11 protein-coding genes are annotated in these 17588 nt (G+C 49.3%); all 11 read right to left on the reverse strand.

Going from position 1 to position 17588, the window contains the following annotated elements; translation table 11 throughout:
* Positions 1 to 120: 120 nt before the first annotated feature.
* The 11 genes from H608_RS0115830 to leuD all read right to left on the reverse strand — a co-directional run bounded on the left by H608_RS0115830 (position 121) and on the right by leuD (position 17579).
* Positions 121 to 1626, reverse strand: a complete 1506-nt coding sequence (locus H608_RS0115830) for a glutamate synthase subunit beta (protein ID WP_028788534.1) — start codon at positions 1624 to 1626, stop codon at positions 121 to 123.
* 41 nt (positions 1627 to 1667) lie between these two features.
* Entirely contained in the window at positions 1668 to 6194 is a 4527-nt protein-coding gene (gltB, locus tag H608_RS0115835; protein ID WP_028788535.1) for a glutamate synthase large subunit, read from the reverse strand.
* 315 nt (positions 6195 to 6509) lie between these two features.
* Positions 6510 to 7763, reverse strand: a complete 1254-nt coding sequence (ilvA, locus tag H608_RS0115840; RefSeq protein WP_028788536.1) for a threonine ammonia-lyase — start codon at positions 7761 to 7763, stop codon at positions 6510 to 6512.
* A 68-nt stretch (positions 7764 to 7831) separates the two neighbouring features.
* Positions 7832 to 8956 carry a ketol-acid reductoisomerase gene (ilvC, locus tag H608_RS22630; protein WP_051268379.1) on the reverse strand — a complete coding sequence of 375 codons (1125 nt, stop codon included), beginning with the start codon at positions 8954 to 8956 and terminating at the stop codon, positions 7832 to 7834.
* Positions 8957 to 9008: 52 nt separating this feature from the next.
* Entirely contained in the window at positions 9009 to 9599 is a 591-nt protein-coding gene (ilvN, locus tag H608_RS0115850) for an acetolactate synthase small subunit (RefSeq protein WP_028788537.1), read from the reverse strand.
* A 25-nt stretch (positions 9600 to 9624) separates the two neighbouring features.
* On the reverse strand, positions 9625 to 11373 hold the full coding sequence (gene ilvB, locus H608_RS0115855) for a biosynthetic-type acetolactate synthase large subunit (RefSeq protein WP_028788538.1): 1749 nt from the start codon (positions 11371 to 11373) through the stop codon (positions 9625 to 9627).
* A gap of 36 nt (positions 11374 to 11409) precedes the next feature.
* Complete coding sequence (ilvD, locus tag H608_RS0115860) at positions 11410 to 13092, reverse strand: dihydroxy-acid dehydratase (protein ID WP_028788539.1); 1683 nt, start codon at positions 13090 to 13092, stop codon at positions 11410 to 11412.
* A 108-nt stretch (positions 13093 to 13200) separates the two neighbouring features.
* Positions 13201 to 14097 (reverse strand): branched-chain-amino-acid transaminase, encoded by an 897-nt coding sequence (gene ilvE / locus H608_RS0115865; RefSeq protein ID WP_028788540.1) that lies wholly within the window; start codon positions 14095 to 14097, stop codon positions 13201 to 13203.
* A gap of 292 nt (positions 14098 to 14389) precedes the next feature.
* Positions 14390 to 15505: a 3-isopropylmalate dehydrogenase gene (gene leuB, locus H608_RS0115870; RefSeq protein ID WP_028788541.1), complete on the reverse strand. Its 1116-nt coding sequence runs from the start codon at positions 15503 to 15505 to the stop codon at positions 14390 to 14392.
* Positions 15506 to 15525: 20 nt separating this feature from the next.
* Entirely contained in the window at positions 15526 to 16986 is a 1461-nt protein-coding gene (locus tag H608_RS0115875) for an ATP-binding cassette domain-containing protein (RefSeq protein WP_038008687.1), read from the reverse strand.
* Positions 16983 to 17579, reverse strand: coding sequence for a 3-isopropylmalate dehydratase small subunit (gene leuD, locus H608_RS0115880; protein ID WP_038008689.1), 597 nt, complete (start codon positions 17577 to 17579; stop codon positions 16983 to 16985). The genes H608_RS0115875 and leuD overlap by 4 nt, the downstream gene beginning before the upstream one ends.
* Between the last annotated feature and the right edge of the window lie 9 nt (positions 17580 to 17588).

Here is a 17588-nt window from a genome sequence, read left to right on the forward strand (position 1 = left end):
GGAGACCAACGGTGGCGTAACGGCTGATTGACAGGTTGTAAAATCTTCCGCACAGTTATGGTGTACACACGAACCATGGACTTACTGCTTACAACCTATTACGTACAATGGCTGTTATCCTCACGCAAAGGCCTGCAAAATGGAATCTTCCTTCGCTTCCAGGATAGATGCGCCCATCAGGAACTCATCCACTTTGCGTGCGCACTCACGGCCTTCGCTGATCGCCCATACCACCAGGCTCTGACCGCGACGCATATCACCCGCGCTGAATATTTTAGAGATACTCGTTTTGTAGTCTTTTTCACTTGCTTTCACATTACCGCGCGCATCCGTTTCCAATGATAATTCGGTAATCATTCCCGTTTGCTGCGGATGAACAAAACCCATCGCCAGCAAGGCCAGTTCACAAGGCATTTCTCTCTCGCTTCCTTTTACTTCGGAGAATTGCGCCGGACGACCATCTGCTGAAGCCGTCCATTCCAGGTCCACCACTTTCAAGGCTTTGAGGTTGCCGTTTTCATCACCGATAAATTCTTTGGTAGCAACGGCCCAATGACGTTGCGCACCTTCTTCGTGTGAAGTGGTTGTTTTCAGCAACATCGGGTAGCTTGGCCAGGGCATGTGTTGCGTTCTGGTCTCAGGTGGTTTGGGCATCAGCTCAAATTGCGTTACTGACGCGGCACCGTGCCGGTTACTCGTCCCTACGCAATCACTTCCTGTATCACCACCACCAATTACGATCACATTTTTTCCGGTAGCCAGTACTTCTTCTGTAAGAATATTACTTTCGATCGCCGAATTGATCAATGGATTTTTTCCGGCTACTCTTTTATTGTTCTGCTTCAGGAAGTCCATCGCAAAATGAACGCCGTTTAATGCACGGCCAGGTATAGCCAGATCGCGCGGCGCTGTGCTTCCACTCGCCAGTACGATGGCATTGTATTCCCGAAGCAGATCATTGATGTTGATATTCACGCCCACATGTGCGAGGCAACGGAAGATTACACCTTCTTCTTCCAGTAAAGAGATGCGGCGATCGACCACCCATTTTTCTAATTTGAAATCAGGAATGCCATAGCGCAGCAAACCACCCGGCGCATCGTCCCGTTCGAATACCGTTACCAGGTGACCTGCGTAGTTGAGTTGCGCAGCGGCAGCAAGACCTGCCGGACCACTGCCCACCACCGCTACTTTTTTGCCGGTGCGCACCAGCGGACGACGCGGCTTTACAAAGCCTTTTTCAAAGGCAATTTCAATGATGTGTTTTTCTATTTCCTCGATCGCTACAGGCGGCTGGTTGATACCTAACACACAGGCACTCTCACAAGGGGCAGGACAAATGCGTCCGGTGAATTCGGGAAAGTTATTCGTAGAAGCAAGAATGCTGTAAGCCTCTTCATAATTCTTACGGAAAACGGCATCGTTGAATTCAGGGATGACATTGCCCAGCGGACAGCCGCTGTGACAAAAGGGTACGCCGCAGTCCATGCAACGTGCCGACTGTTCATTGAGTTTGCTTTCACTGTACCTTTCTACAAACTCGTTATAATGTTTCAGGCGGTCCGCCACGGGCTTCTTGCCGGGCATCTCCCGTGTGAATTCCAGAAATCCTGTTATTTTACCCATATTGCGTTGACATCAGTTGTTGAGAAATAAAGTACCCGTCATTATTTCGTCGGGATGTTAATAGTTTGTCCAACCTTACCGGCCAGCACCACTTTTTTGTAATCCTTCGGAAATACTTTGATGAAATGTGATAGCTGATTTTCAAAATCATTCAGCAGGAAACGCGCAACCGTACTACCTGTATATTCATGATGACGATTGATCATGTATTTAAGCGTGCAGGCATCTTCTTCGTCCAGCGGATCGAGGTCGATCATTTCAGGGTTACAGTTGCCGGCAAATTTCCCTTTTACATCGTATACATAAGCGATACCGCCGCTCATACCCGCTGCGAAGTTGCGTCCCGTATCACCGAGTATGACGGCAATACCTCCGGTCATGTATTCACAACCGTGATCGCCGATGCCTTCCACTACCACACGTGCACCCGAGTTGCGGACGGCAAAACGTTCACCGGCCTTGCCGCGGATATAGGCTTCGCCTGATGTGGCTCCGTAGAAAGCTACATTGCCAATGATGATGTTTTCTTCCGGTACAAAACTGGCTTGCTTGTCGGGATAAATGATCAGTTTCGCACCGCTGAGTCCTTTACCGAAGTAGTCATTCGCATCGCCTTCGAGTTCCAACGTCACACCGTGCGTATTGAATGCGGCAAAACTCTGACCAGCCGTTCCCGTCAGTTTGAAATGAATCGTGTCTTCGGGTAATCCTGCTGCGCGGAATTTTTTTGTGATTTCGTTGGAAAGTAATGTTCCCGCCGCGCGATCCGTATTGATGATATTGAAGGAAGCTTTTACTTTTTCATGCTGTTCGAGCGCCGGTTTCGCGGCTTCGAGCAATTTCCAGTCAAGGATTTCCGTTAGTCCGTGATCTTGTTCTTCCTGTTTGTAAAGTCCTACGTATTCATTCGCGGGTTCTTTATACAACAACGGAGAAAGGTCGAGTTTGCCGTATTTCCAATGCGAAATATTATCGCGTACTTTCAGTGCATCTACCTGGCCGATCATTTCATTGATGGTGCGGAAACCTAGCTCTGCCATCAGTTCGCGCAGGTCTTGTGTAAGGAAACGGAAGAAGTTCACCACATGCTCCGGATCGCCGCTGAAGCGTTTGCGCAGTTCCGGATCTTGTGTGGCCACGCCTACCGGGCATGTGTTGAGGTGACATTTGCGCATCATGATGCATCCTTCCACCACCAACGCGGCCGTTGCCACACCCCATTCTTCCGCACCCAGCAATGCGGCAATCACAATATCACGGCCCGTGCGGATTTGTCCGTCGGCTTGTACTGTTACACGACTGCGCAGTTTATTTTTTACCAGGGTCTGATGTGTTTCTGCCAGGCCAAGTTCCCACGGTAGTCCCGCGTGCTTGATGGAACTGACAGGCGAGGCGCCGGTGCCGCCATCGAAACCTGCAATGAGCACCACATCTGCTTTTGCTTTTGTGACGCCTGCGGCGATGGTGCCCACGCCGGCTTTGCTTACGAGTTTCACATTGATGCGCGCTTTGCGGTTGGCATTTTTCAGATCGAAGATGAGCTGGGCAAGATCTTCAATGGAATAGATATCGTGGTGCGGAGGAGGGGAGATTAATCCCACGCCCGGCGTCGAGTGACGTGTCTTGCCGATCCAGTCGTCTACTTTGTGTCCGGGCAATTGTCCGCCTTCTCCGGGCTTGGCACCTTGTGCCATTTTGATCTGCAATTCATCCGCTTCGGTGAGGTAAAGACTTGTTACGCCAAAGCGTGCGCTCGCTACCTGTTTGATGGCACTGCGCATGGAATCGCCATTCTCCATTTTGTCATACCGTTGTTCATCCTCTCCACCTTCACCGGTATTGCTTTTGCCGCCCAAACGATTCATGGCAATGGCGAGTGTGGTATGAGCTTCCCAACTGATGGAGCCGAAGCTCATCGCTCCTGTTGCAAAACGTTTGTAAATGTTCTCTGCAGATTCCACTTCTTCCAACGGAACCGAAGGCCGGTCGCGTTTGAAGTCGAGCAGGCTGCGAAGCGTAATGGCTTTTTCATTTTGCTCATTGATCAGCTTCGCATATTTTTTGAAGGCAGTATAATCATTCAGTCTGGTGCTGTGTTGCAACAGGTGAATGGTCTGCGGATTGAAGAGGTGCTCTTCTCCTTTTCTTTTCCACTGGTACACCCCTCCAACAGGCAGACGGTCGACCGGAATTTCCTTTTTGCTGAAGGCGAAATAATGTTTTGCCAATGCTTCACGCGCAATTTCATCGAGGCCCATGCCCTGTATGCGTGAAGTAGCTCCGGTGAAATATGTTTTAACCACTTCGCTGTTAATGCCGATGATCTCAAATATCTGCGCGCCCTGGTAAGATTGCAGCGTGCTGATACCCATTTTCGAGAATACTTTCAGCAAGCCATCGTTAACAGCTTTTACATAATTTTTTTTCAATTCGTCTTCTGTAAGCGACGTTTCGATCTTGCGGGTTTCTTTCATGTCCCGGATAGACGAAAGCGCGAGATAGGGGTTGATGGCGGTGGCGCCGAATCCGAGCAGGCAGGCGAAGTGATGCACTTCCCATACGTCGCCCGCTTCTACTACAATGCCTACCTGTCCGCGCATGCCTTTGCGGATAAGATGGTGATGCACAGCCGCCGTTGCCAGCAGGGAAGGAATAGGCGCGTGATCACTGTCGATTGCGCGATCTTGCAGGATCAGAACTTCAAACCCATCGTGTACGGAATCTTCTGCATAACGGCAGAGACGATCCAATGCAGACTTTAATGAACCGGGTTTGCCATCGGCACGGAAATAACACTGCAATGTCTTTGACTGGAAAACACCGGTGTCGATGCTTCGCAATGTTTCGAGTTCGAGGTTGTTGAGTACGGGTTGTTTGAGGGCTACAACGTGGCAGTCCAGTTCATCTTCGACGAGCAGACTGCCGTTGTTGCCTACGAATGTTGCCAAAGACATTACCATGCGTTCACGGATAGGGTCGATCGGCGGGTTGGTAACCTGGGCAAACAGTTGTTTAAAATAAGAAGAAAGGTGTTGCGGTTGATCGCTGAGGATCGCGAGTGGGGTATCGCTTCCCATGGAGCCGATAGGTTCTTTGCCTTCGAGGGCCATCGGGGCGATCAGCGTTTCAAGATCTTCGGTTGAGTAACCAAATGCTTTCTGGTATTTGAAAACCTGGTCGTGTTCGAGATGGGTGAACATCACGCGCGGTGCAGGTAATTCATTGAGGCGAATCTTGTATTTATTCAACCATTCGGCATAAGGCTTCTGATTGCAGATTTGTTGCTTTACTTCTTCATCACTGATGATGCGGCCTTGTTCCATGTCTACCACAAACATCTTTCCGGGTTGCAGGCGTCCTTTCTCTTTGATGAGCCGTTGATCCACCGGTAACGCACCCGTTTCCGATGCCATGATCACGCGGTCATCCGTGGTTACGCAATACCGTGAAGGACGCAAACCATTGCGATCGAGCGTGGCGCCGATTACTTTTCCATCGGTAAAAGAGATGGAAGCGGGACCATCCCAGGGTTCCATCAGGCAGGCATGAAACTCATAGAAGGCGGTTTTTGCCGCATCCATTTCCGCGTTACCGTCCCATGCTTCGGGTATCAGCATCATCATCACATGCGGCAGGGAACGGCCTGTCAGTGTCAGCAATTCGATCATATTGTCGAGACAGGCAGAGTCGCTCTGGTTATTGGTGACGATGGGCAACAACATGTCCATTTCTTCGTCGGTGAAATACGGTGTTTCAAAACCGGGCTCACTTGTTTTTAACCAATTGAGGTTGCCTTGCAAGGTGTTGATCTCACCGTTGTGTGCGATGTAACGAAACGGTTGTGCGAGTTTCCAGGAAGGAAATGTATTGGTGGCAAAACGTGAGTGAACCAGACCGAACGCGCTTACCACGCGTTTGTTGGTAAGGTCACTGAAATAGCGGCGTACCTGGTTGCTGGTGAGCTGGCCTTTATAGACAATTGTTTTATAAGAAAGCGAAGCGATATAAAAACCGATTTCGTCTTCACGCACGGTATTGGCAATGATATGGGAAGCATAATTACGCAGTACAAACAATTTGCGTTCGAACTCATCGGGATTGGTAATGTGATCAGGACAGGCGATGAACACCTGTTCGATCTCTGGTTCTACGCTGAGTGCCGTAGCGCCGATATCTGTCGTGTCAACGGGAACTTTTCTCCAGCATAAAACCTCGAGCCGCAGCTTCTCGGCGGCACGGAGAAAAATCTCGCGGCATTCTTCCCGCAAACGGATCTCGCGCGGAAAGAAGATCATGCCTACGCCATAGCGTTGAAAGCGGGGAAGCGGCACACCCTGTTTGAGACATTCATCGAAAAAAAATTCGTGGGGTATCTGCAGCATGATGCCGGCGCCGTCGCCCGTGTTGGCTTCGCAGCCACAGGCACCGCGGTGTTCCATATTTTCCAGGATGGTGAGTGCGTCTGCAATCGTCTGGTGATTCTTGTTGCCTTTGATATTGGCCACGAATCCTATACCGCACGCATCGTGCTCAAACGCAGGGTTGTATAAACCGGTAGTGCTAGCCATCGGCAAATAGTTGTTTTAGAAAATTTATAATAAAATATGGCAGTGACTATACGTCTGGCAAGCAAGTAGCGTAAATTAAGAAAATTAGTCAATAAAATGGCTGTTATTGTCCACAAATTTTAAAGACTAATTAGCGTTTGTTTAGATGTTGTTGGTGTGGACACCAACAACGGCGTTTTTCTTCCCGTTGATGTGAACATCAACAAGCGCGCGTAAACATCAACGAGCATGCGTATACGAGCGGCGGCAAGACTAATAAGCCATCGATACAGGCAACGGCATAGCAGCGGGAAAGAATCACATCAAATTATCAAATCAGACCAGGTAACCAAACAAGGTATCATCCTTGTTGAGCTCAGTATACTGGATCTGTGATTCGTGGAGGTTGCGGATCAGGGTGTCGTAATCAGCTTTTGCGCGCAATTCAATGCCCACCAATGCAGGACCATTTTCCTTGTTGGTTTTTTGCATGTATTCAAACCGGGTGATGTCATCGGTAGGGCCAAGCACTTTGTTGACAAATTCTTTCAATGCACCGGGGCGTTGTGCAAAGCTGATGAGGAAGTAGTGTTTCAATCCTTCATACTGAAGACTGCGTTCTTTGATCTCCTGCATGCGGTCGATGTCGTTGTTGCTGCCACTGATGATGCAGACAATGTTTTTGCCTTTGATCTCACCGGCAAATTCGTCGAGCGCGGCGATGGACATGGCACCGGCGGGTTCTACCACAATGGCGTCTTCGTTATAGAGACGGAGAATGGTGGTGCAGATTTTTCCTTCAGGCACCAGCCGCATATCGTCGAGTACGTCTTTGCAGATGGAGAAGGTGAGGTCACCGATACGTTTAACGGCCGCTCCGTCAACGAAACGTTCGATTTTATCGAGTACAACCGGATGGCCTGCAGCTAGTGCGGCTGTCATGGAGGGTGCACCTTCGGGCTCGAGGCCAATGATCCTGGTATCGGGAGAAAAAGTTTTGAGGTATGTACCCACACCGGCGCAGAGACCTCCGCCACCGACAGGGACAAATACATAATCGATGGAAGAGAGGTCTTCCAGCATTTCAGCAGCTACCGTTGCCTGGCCTTCAATGATGCGGATGTCATCAAAAGGAGGAATGAAAGTCATTTGCCGCTCTTCGGTAAAAGCTTTAGCTGCCGCGGCACAATCGTCGAATGTATCGCCGACCAGTTTTACTTCGATAAAATTTTCACCAAACATGCGTGTCTGGTGAATTTTTTGATTAGGTGTGATCACCGGCATGAACACCACACCTTTCACCCCCAGTTTGCGGCAACTGAAGGCAAAGCCCTGCGCATGATTGCCGGCACTTGCACACACCACTCCCTGCTGCAGTTGTTCTTCCGGCAGACTGCTCATCATGTTGTAAGCACCTCTTAATTTATAAGAGCGCACCACCTGCAGGTCTTCACGTTTCAGGTAAACATTGCATTGGTACTTGCGCGAAAGATTGAGGTTGAGTTGCAGCGGTGTGCGGGTAGCAATACCCTTCAGGCGTGCTGCAGCTTCGGCGAACTGAAAGGTAGGAGCTTCCCGGAGGGTTGACATGGTGAACAGTTGAGGGATGACAAAAAAAAGGGCCGGCCATATACCGGCCCCGGTTTATTTCAGACAACTTATCCTACAGATTCTGTTTTCTTCGTCTGTTGCAGGAATAATTCTTTGGTAGAAACGTCGGTAGCTGGCGCTTCGGACTGCTGGTTCTCCGGACGCAGGCTGCGAACGGTTCTGCCGGCCTGCCACATTTCGCTTTCACGCAGTTCTTTCAATTCTTCTTCCAGCTTCTCGCGGTAATCGGTTTTGCTGTTGCTGTCAATAGAACGTTGTGATTCTTTACCGGTTGCCACGCTTTCATACAATTCGCGGAATACCGGAGCAGTAGCATCGCGGAATTTTTTCCACCAGTCGAGCGCACCACGCTGGGCGGTAGTAGAGCAGTTGGCATACATCCAGTCCATACCATTTTCAGCAACCAGCGGCATGAGTGATTGTGTCAGCTCTTCCACTGTTTCGTTGAATGCTTCGGAAGGAGAGTGTCCTTTATCACGCAGCACCTGGTATTGTGCGGCAAAGATGCCCTGGATGGCGCCCATGAGTGTACCACGTTCGCCGGTAAGATCACTGTATACTTCTTTTTTGAAGTCTGTTTCAAACAGGTAACCGCTTCCTACTGCGATACCCAGTGCCACCACGCGTTCTTTTGCTTTGCCGGTTGCATCCTGGAAGATCGCATAAGAGCTGTTGAGGCCACGGCCCTGCAGGAACATACGGCGGAGTGAAGTACCGCTTCCTTTAGGTGCCACGAGGAATACGTCCACATCTTTTGGAGGAACGATGCCGGTTTGTTCGTTGAACGTAATGCCAAAGCCATGAGAGAAGTAAAGGGCTTTGCCGGGTGTGAGGTGCTTCTGTACAGTAGGCCACAGTGCGATCTGCGCTGCATCGCTGAGCAGGTAACAAATGATGGTGCCTCTCTGCAGTGCTTCTTCGATCTCAAACAGGGTTTCGCCGGGAACAAATCCGTCAGCTATAGCCTTATCCCAGGTCTTGGAATTCTTACGCTGGCCAACGATTACGTTGATGCCATTGTCTTTCTGGTTCAGCGCCTGTCCGGGGCCCTGTACACCATAACCGATAACGGCTACGGTTTCATTTTTTAAAACCTCCTGTGCTTTGCTCAGGGGGAATTCATCACGGGTTACCACGTTTTCTTCAACGCCGCCGAAATTTAACTTTGCCATGGGTATTGTTGTTTTTTAGATGATTTATAAATGTTGATATATAGCAGTGTGCTCACATGGTGAACACTTTTTCGTTTTGGTCAAGGAATTCATTTTCGATGGTGTCTTCACCGGGTTCGCGGTATTCAAACTCTTTGAGTTTTTCGTGGAAGCCTTCACTGTCTTTAATAATGGCTACCCGTCCGCTGCGGACAAATTCTATCAGTCCGTAAGGCTCAAGCACCTTAATTAAGCGGTCTGTTTCTTCGCGGTGGCCGGCTACTTCAAAGACGGTGTAGTCTTTGCGGATTACTACGGCATTGGCGCCGTATTGGCGGAGCAGGCGTTCTACTTTTACTTCAGCCTGTATGACCTCGGTCGGTACTTTGTATAATGCCAGTTCCTGCCATACGATCTCTTCCGCTGTGTTGTAATATGCTTTCAATACTTCCACCTGCTTTTCGATCTGGCGGCAGAGTTTGCGTACCACTTCTTCCGTTTCATTGATCACGATGGTAAACCGGTGAACGCTGTCTACTTCGGAAGGAGAAGTATTCAGGCTGTCGATATTGATCTTTCTCCTGGAAAAAATGATCGCGATACGGTTCAGCAAACCGATCTGATTTTCCGTATAAACCGTGATCGTATATTCTGCTTTAGACATACTGTTTGTATTAAAATGTTCTCGCTTAAACTTCTTCTCTGGTTAATACGATTTCCGCTACGCCGCGACCCTGCGGTACCATCGGAAATACATTGTTTTCTTTTCCGGTCATTACTTCCAGCAGGAAACTGCCGGGATGATCCAGCATTTCTTTCAACGCCGTTCTCACTTCTTCTCTCTTCGAAATGCTTTTGCCGGAGATGCCAAATCCCTTCGCCACCTGCACAAAGTCGGGGCTGGTAATGTTTACGAAAGAATAACGGTTCTCATGAAACAACTGCTGCCATTGGCGTACCATGCCGAGGAAGCTGTTATTGAGAATGAGAATTTTTACATGAGGTTTGAATTGCATGATGGTACCGAGTTCCTGCAAAGTCATCTGGAAACCACCATCGCCGATGATGGCAACCGTAGTGCGCGAAGGATCTCCGTACGCCGCACCGATGGCTGCGGGTAATGCATAACCCATTGTACCCAGCCCACCACTCGTGATATTACTTTTCGACTTATTGTATTGCGCATAACGGCAGGCGACCATCTGGTGCTGTCCTACATCGGTGACAATGATGGCATCGCCGCCGGTGAGTTCGTTCAGTACGCGGATCACTTCACCCATGGTAAGCACATCGCCGGATGGATTGAGTTCTTCGCGGATGACTTTCTCTTCTTCTTTTTCGCGGCAATCGCGAAAGCGTTGCAGCCATTGCGGATATACTTTTTGTTCGATGAGTTCGGTGAGTGCGGGTAGTGTTTCTTTGCAGTCGCCCCATACAGGCACTGTTGCCTTCACGTTCTTATCGATCTCTGCGGGATCAATGTCGAGATGAATCACTTTGGCCTGCTTGGCATATTTGTCGAGGCGACCGGTTACACGGTCGTCGAAACGCATGCCTATGGCAATGAGCACATCGCATTCATTAGTGAGCAGGTTGGGGCCGTAGTTGCCGTGCATGCCCAGCATACCAACACCCAGCGGATGATCGGTAGGAATAGCGCTCATGCCCATGATGGTCCAGGCAGAAGGAATGCCGGCTTTTTCAATAAACTGGCGGAATTCTTTTTCTGCTTTTCCCAGTATCACACCCTGACCAAATACAACGAAAGGACGTTCCGCGGCATTGATCAATTTGGCCGCTTCTTCAATGTACTCTTTGCGCACGATCGGTTTGGGGCGGTAGCTGCGGATATGATTGCAGGGCGTGTAACCGGTATAATCGAACAACTGCATCTGTGCATTCTTGGTAATGTCGATCAACACCGGGCCGGGACGGCCGCTGCGCGCGATATAAAAAGCTTTCGCCAATACAGAAGGAATTTCCGTGGCATCCGTTACCTGGTAGTTCCACTTGGTTACCGGTGTGGTGATATTGATCACGTCTGTTTCCTGGAATGCATCGGTGCCGAGCAGGTGTGCGAATACCTGACCCGTGATACATACGAGGGGGGTAGAATCGATCTGTGCATCGGCAAGACCTGTTACGAGGTTGGTGGCACCGGGTCCGCTTGTGGCGAACACCACTCCTACATCGCCCGAGGCGCGTGCATAACCCTGTGCGGCATGAATGGCCCCCTGTTCGTGGCGGACCAGTATATGACGGAGCTTTTCATTGTAATCATACAGCGCATCATAGATCGGCATGATGGCACCACCGGGATAACCAAAAATGGTATCCACCTTTTCAGCCAGCAATGCTTCCAATACCGCAACCGATCCGGATACGGATTGAGCGGTGCTGTTTGTCGGGGCTTCCTTTGTACTTGCTAACGTTTCCATAATCTGACTTTTTTGTTGTCCTCTCGGACGGGATCATTACAACTCGTCTGTTACGCAACCAGCTGCTGCATTTTTAACGGAGAGAGCATATTTATACAAAACACCTTTGTTCACTTTGAGTGACGGTTGTTTCCATGCGGTACGCCGGCGAGCTATTTCTTCATCCGGCACTTTCAAATTGATTGTGTTGGTAGCCGCATCGATTTCGATAATATCATCATCCTGTACCAATGCAATCAATCCGCCTTCGTGTGCTTCGGGTGTGATATGTCCTACCACAAAACCGTGTGTGCCGCCGCTGAAGCGGCCGTCGGTGATCAGGGCTACTGATTTACCCAGACCTGCACCGATGATGGCAGAAGTAGGTTTCAGCATTTCAGGCATGCCTGGTGCACCTTTAGGACCTTCGTATTGAATCACTACCACATCGCCGGGTTTGATCACGCCTGACTGAATACCTTCGATCAATTTCTTTTCGCCCTGGAATACGCGTGCCGGGCCAACGAAACGTTCTCCTTCTTTACCGGAAATTTTTGCCACGCTGCCACCTTCGGCGAGATTGCCGTAAAGGATTTGCAGGTGTCCTTTTTCCTTAACAGGATTGGAAAGCGGGCGAACGATATCCTGGGTTTCAAAGTTGAGCGGTTCAATACCGGCGAGGTTTTCCGCTACGGTTTTACCGGTAACGGTGAGACAATCGCCGTGCAGCAAACCTTCGTTGAGCAGGTATTTCATTACGGCAGGAGTGCCACCGTGCTGATGAAGGTCCTGCATCAGGTACTTACCGCTCGGTTTGAAATCGGCGAGTACAGGTGTTGTGTCGCTCATGCGCTGAAAATCGTCCTGTGTTATTTCAACGCCGACGCTTTTACCGATAGCGATGAAATGTAAAACGGCATTCGTGCTTCCTCCGAGAACAACGATCACGCGAAGTGCATTTTCAAATGCTTTGCGTGTCATGATATCGGAAGGTTTGATATCTTTTTCCAGCAGGATACGGATGTACTTGCCGGCTTCAATGCATTCTTCTTCTTTCTCTTTGCTGACAGCGGGGTTGGAAGAAGAGTAGGGTAAGCTCATGCCCAGTGCTTCGATGGCGCTGGCCATGGTATTGGCGGTGTACATACCACCGCAGGCGCCGGCACCGGGACAGGTATGTTTTACGATATTCTTAAAATCTTCGGGACTCAAAGTGCCTGCGATCTTTTGTCCCAGTGCTTCAAAAGAAGAAACGATGTTCAGTTCCTGTCCCTTGTAATGACCGGGAGCAATGGTGCCGCCATACACCATGATGGAAGGGCGGTCGAGGCGGCCCATCGCCATAATGGAACCGGGCATATTTTTGTCGCAACCCGGAATAGCGATCAAGCCATCGTAATACTGTCCTCCGCAGATTGCTTCGATGGAATCGGCAATGATATCGCGGCTTACGAGCGAATAGCGCATACCGTCGGTACCGTTGCTCATGCCATCGCTCACGCCGATGGTATTGAAAATAAGTCCGACCAGTTCGGAATCCCATACACCTTTCTTCACGTGACGTGCGAGATCGTTGAGGTGCATGTTGCAGGTATTGCCATCATAGCCCATGCTGCAAATGCCGACCTGCGCTTTCTGCATGTCTTCATCGGTGAGACCGATACCATAGAGCATGGCTTGCGCGGCAGGTTGTGTTTCGTCCTGGGTGAAGGTTTTGGAGTATTTGTTTAATTCAGCCATTTTTTTTAATTCAAAAGTCAAAAATCAAAAGTGTCAATCTTCAATCGTGAATGGTCATCCCGAAGCCTCGGGAGAGAATCGTCAATAAGTCAATGATCAATCTAATTTTCAAATCGTCAAATTTTCAAATTGCACGTGTGGAAGTTCTCTCACACGTGCCGTGTACGCTTTCTGCAGCATCGCGCTTAATGACTCTTCCCAGTCGAGGCGGAAAGGCACATCATCAAGGGAGGCGAGGGCTACTATTTCGGCGGCCGTGCCACAGAAGAAGCCGGCATCGGTGCCGCGCATTTCTTCCGGTGTAAATAATTTTTCTTCTACGGGAATATTAAACTCCTGGCAAAGCTCCAGCACTGTTGCGCGGGTGATGCCCGGAAGAATACTTCCCAATGGCGGCGTATACAATACGCCATCGTTTTCATAGAAGATATTGGCGCCGGAACTTTCGGCCACATAGCCTTCGCTGTCGAGCACCAGCGCTTCATCATAACCTTTGTCACGCGCTTCCTGGCAGGCAAGTATCGAGTTTACATAGTGTCCGCTCACTTTGGCTTCTACATGAAAAGCTTTCGGATTGGGACGAGCATAGGAGGAGGTCATGATACGCATCTTGTTACTCATGTAACCATTGGTCCATTCCCATGCTTCGATGGCGAGAAAAGATTCCCTGCCTTTCGATAAGGCCATGTTGGGCGAGCAAAGCACGATGGGGCGTACATACGCATCCGTAAAGCCGTTGCGGGCAAGCGTTTCATACGTCAGGTCTACGAGTTGCTGCGTGGTGTAGGCAAACGGCATCTTCATGTATTCCGCTGACCGGCGAAGCCGGTCGTAATGTTCTTCTCCTTTGAACAGGCGTGTACCACCCGCAACAGGATAAGAGCGGATGCCTTCAAAAACAGCATAGCCATAATGCAGGGACTGGCTGTAGAGGTCGGTCTTTGCTTCTGCCGCTTTTACAAAGCTTCCGTTGAAATAGATGATCGTTTGCTCGTTGTAATACATAGATGTTGATTAAAAACGGGTATAAAAAAAGACCCGCCTTTTGGAGGCGGGTCTTCGTATTTTTTTGAATTCTTTATATACTGAGTCCACCTCCGTGCGTTGCAGGAATAATAATCACCACCACAATAATAATGGCATTGATGACAGTGTTCATATTAATTCCGCGTGATTGCATGAAGGATTGTTGTTACGGTAAATGTACAACCTTCATGCTATAAAAAAGAACTTCTAAGTTTTTTTTCTAAAAAAAACCAACGAACGAACAAGCGTTAATGCTTGCTGGCAGCGGGTTTTAGATGATCGTGGATTTTCTCAGTTCGATGTTTTCACTTTTCACCGAACCCGGAATCCTGCCGCTTACATAGTCGCTGATCAGTTCGCCGAGGGTTGAAGTGAAATAGAAATTAACCGGATCGATATCTTTTGTTACGAAACCATGCGTCAGTGTCCAGTTCACCGCTTCGCGCACGATGGCTGCTTCATCGGACAAACCGAAATGATCGAGCAACATGGCGGCGGAGAGGATAGAGCCAAGCGGATTGGCAATGTCTTTTCCGGCGGCCTGCGGATAGGAACCGTGAATCGGTTCAAACAACGCGGAACCATTACCGATGGAAGCCGAGGGCAACAGACCGAGTGAGCCGGTGATTACGCTGGCTTCATCACTGATGATGTCGCCAAACATATTTTCCGTCAGGATCACATCAAATTGTTTCGGATTGAGAATGATCTGCATTGCGGCGTTATCTACAAACAGGAAATCCAGTTCCACGTCTGCATAGCCGGCAGCGATCTCTTTCACCACTTTACGCCAGAGACGCGAAGTTTCCAATACGTTCGCTTTATCGACGAGTGTCAGTTTCTTTCTTCTTTTCTGCGCAGCCTGGAAGGCGAGATGTGCAATTCGGCTGATTTCCTCCGCAGCGTAAACGCAATCATCGGAAGCTTGTGTGCCTTCGGCATTCAATTCTTTTTTACCAAAATATATTCCGCCGGTCAGTTCGCGGTAGATCACGAAGTCGACGCCTTCAACATTTTTTTGCTTCAGGGGAGAGAGGTGATGCAATGCCGGATAAGTCGTTACCGGGCGCAGGTTGGCGAAGAGCTGCAATGATTTTCGCAGGCGCAGCAGTCCCTGTTCGGGACGCACTTTGGCGGTAGGATCATTGTCATATTTGGGATGGCCGATGGCGCCGAATAAAATGGCGTCGCTGGCAAGACAGACCTCTATCGTTTCATCAGGTAAAGGATTACCTGTTTTGTCGATGGCATCTGCGCCCATGAGACAGTAAGTGTAGTCGAATTGGTGATTGTAGGTTTCGGCTATGGCATCCAATACGCGTACAGCCTGCCTGGTTACTTCCGGTCCTATTCCGTCGCCTTCTATAATTGCTATATTCTTTTCCATGGAGTTGATTTCTTTTGTTATTACTGGGTGATGGCTTGTTTTCGTTGTACAGTGATTTTTTTTATTGTTCCGTTTTCGAGTTCTAGCAGGTTGTTGACCGAGGCCGGCACTTCGGTTGCGAAATGACTGATATAAAGCAGCGTTACATTGGTAGCGGCATGCAATTTTGTTACCAGGGAGAGGAATGCTTCTGATTGTGCGGCATCCAGTCCCTGGCAGGGTTCGTCGAGTGCCAGTACTTTCGGTTGTTTTACCATGGCACGTGCAATCAATACCCAACGCTGTTGGCCGGCCGGTAGAGCCGATAAAGGTTGATTGGCTTTTTCTTCCAATCCCAATACCAGCATCCAGCGGAGTACGGCGTCATTTTGTTCTTGGCTGAGTTGGCGGTACAAACCCATTACATCGAAAAAGCCGGAGCCAATGGCCTGGTAAACCGTGATGCCGGTATCGAAAAATTTATGCAGCTCAGGCGATACAAATCCCACTTGTTTTTTGATATCCCAGATGCTTTCACCCGAACCTCTGCGGCGTCCGAACAGCGTGATGTTTTGGGAGTAGGCTTGCGGATTGTCGGCCGTGATCAAACTCAGCAAAGTCGATTTGCCTGCGCCGTTGTGACCGCGGATCAGCCAGCCTTCACCATTGCGGACGGTCCAGTTGATATGTTGGAGCAGTTTCTTTTCACCATATTTGATGGTTACGTCCTGCATATCGATCACGGGTTCTTCGCTGTGTGCATGAACGGTGAGTGGCAGAAACTGCGTGGCAAAAACATGTTTGTTTTCCGTCGTTGGTTGATAGCTTTCGCTGGTTGTCCACTGTTGCAAACGTCCGTCGTTCAGCTCAGCGACCTGCGTAATGAATGACGGGAGAATATGGTGATCGGTGATGATGACGAGTGTGGTGGTGGCACTGATCTTTTCCAATACTTCCAGCAATGTGTCGCGTGAACCGGTATCGAGACCTGTAAACGCCTGATCGATGATCAGCACGTCAGGTTGTTGAAGCAGGTGGCGGATCAGTTGCAGTTTTTTCTGTTCGCCATTGGAAAGTTGGATCAGCGGGGCGTTGCGGCGATGGGCGAGCTGGAATTGTTCCAGCCAATGATCGATGGCCGTTTGGTCTTTGCAAGTTTTGCCGAGAGAGGCTTCCACTGTTTCCACGTCTTCCGCATCGCAACTGTTGAAACGTTGCTGATAATAAAAATCGGAAACGTTGGAGTTGTTTTTCCATGTTTCCGATGGTGGCATATAAGCAATGCGGATCGATGCGGATTGATCCGGCTGCTGGTATTCGATCTTACCCTGGCTGAACAACATCCCCGCCATTACACGTGCAAGTGAGGTTTTACCGCTACCGCTTTTACCGGTAATGGCCAGGTGATCGCCCGCATTCAACCGGAAATTGATTCCGTCGAGAATGGTGCGGCCCGCCTGTACAACGCGTATATCGGATGCTATGATCGCTTCGGGTTTCATGAATGACTATGCTCGAATGTTTCGATCTGTTCGCGGATGCTGAGCAGGTAATCGATATCGTCGTAACCGTTCAGCAAACAGGTTTTTTTATAACTGTTAATATCGAAAGAGGCTTTCTTTCCGGACGATACAATGTTGATGAATTGTTCAGGAAGATTTACTTCGATGATCGTATTGGGATCTGCTTCGATGGCGGTGAAGAGTTCTTTTAAATATTCTTCACTCACCGTTACGGGCAGGAGAAAGTTATTGAGTGCATTGTTTTTGAAAATGTCGGCAAAGAAACTGCTCACCACCACATCGAAGCCGGCGTCTTTGATGGCCCAGGCAGCATGCTCACGGGAAGAACCGCAACCGAAATTTTTTCCGGCAACAAGAATACGTCCGCTGTAAATGGGGTTGTTCAAAACAAAATCCTGCTTGGGTTGGGTTTCGTCATCCTGCTCATAACGCCAGTCACGGAAGAGATTTTTTCCAAATCCTTCACGGCTGGTTGCTTTAAGAAAGCGTGCGGGTATGATCTGGTCGGTGTCGACGTTTTCCATCTGTAAGGGCACCGCGGAGGACTGTATCGTATTGATCTGTTTGCTCATTGTTGTGTT

Source organism: Terrimonas ferruginea DSM 30193, from assembly GCF_000425585.1.
GTDB classification, from domain to species: Bacteria; Bacteroidota; Bacteroidia; order Chitinophagales; family Chitinophagaceae; genus Terrimonas; species Terrimonas ferruginea.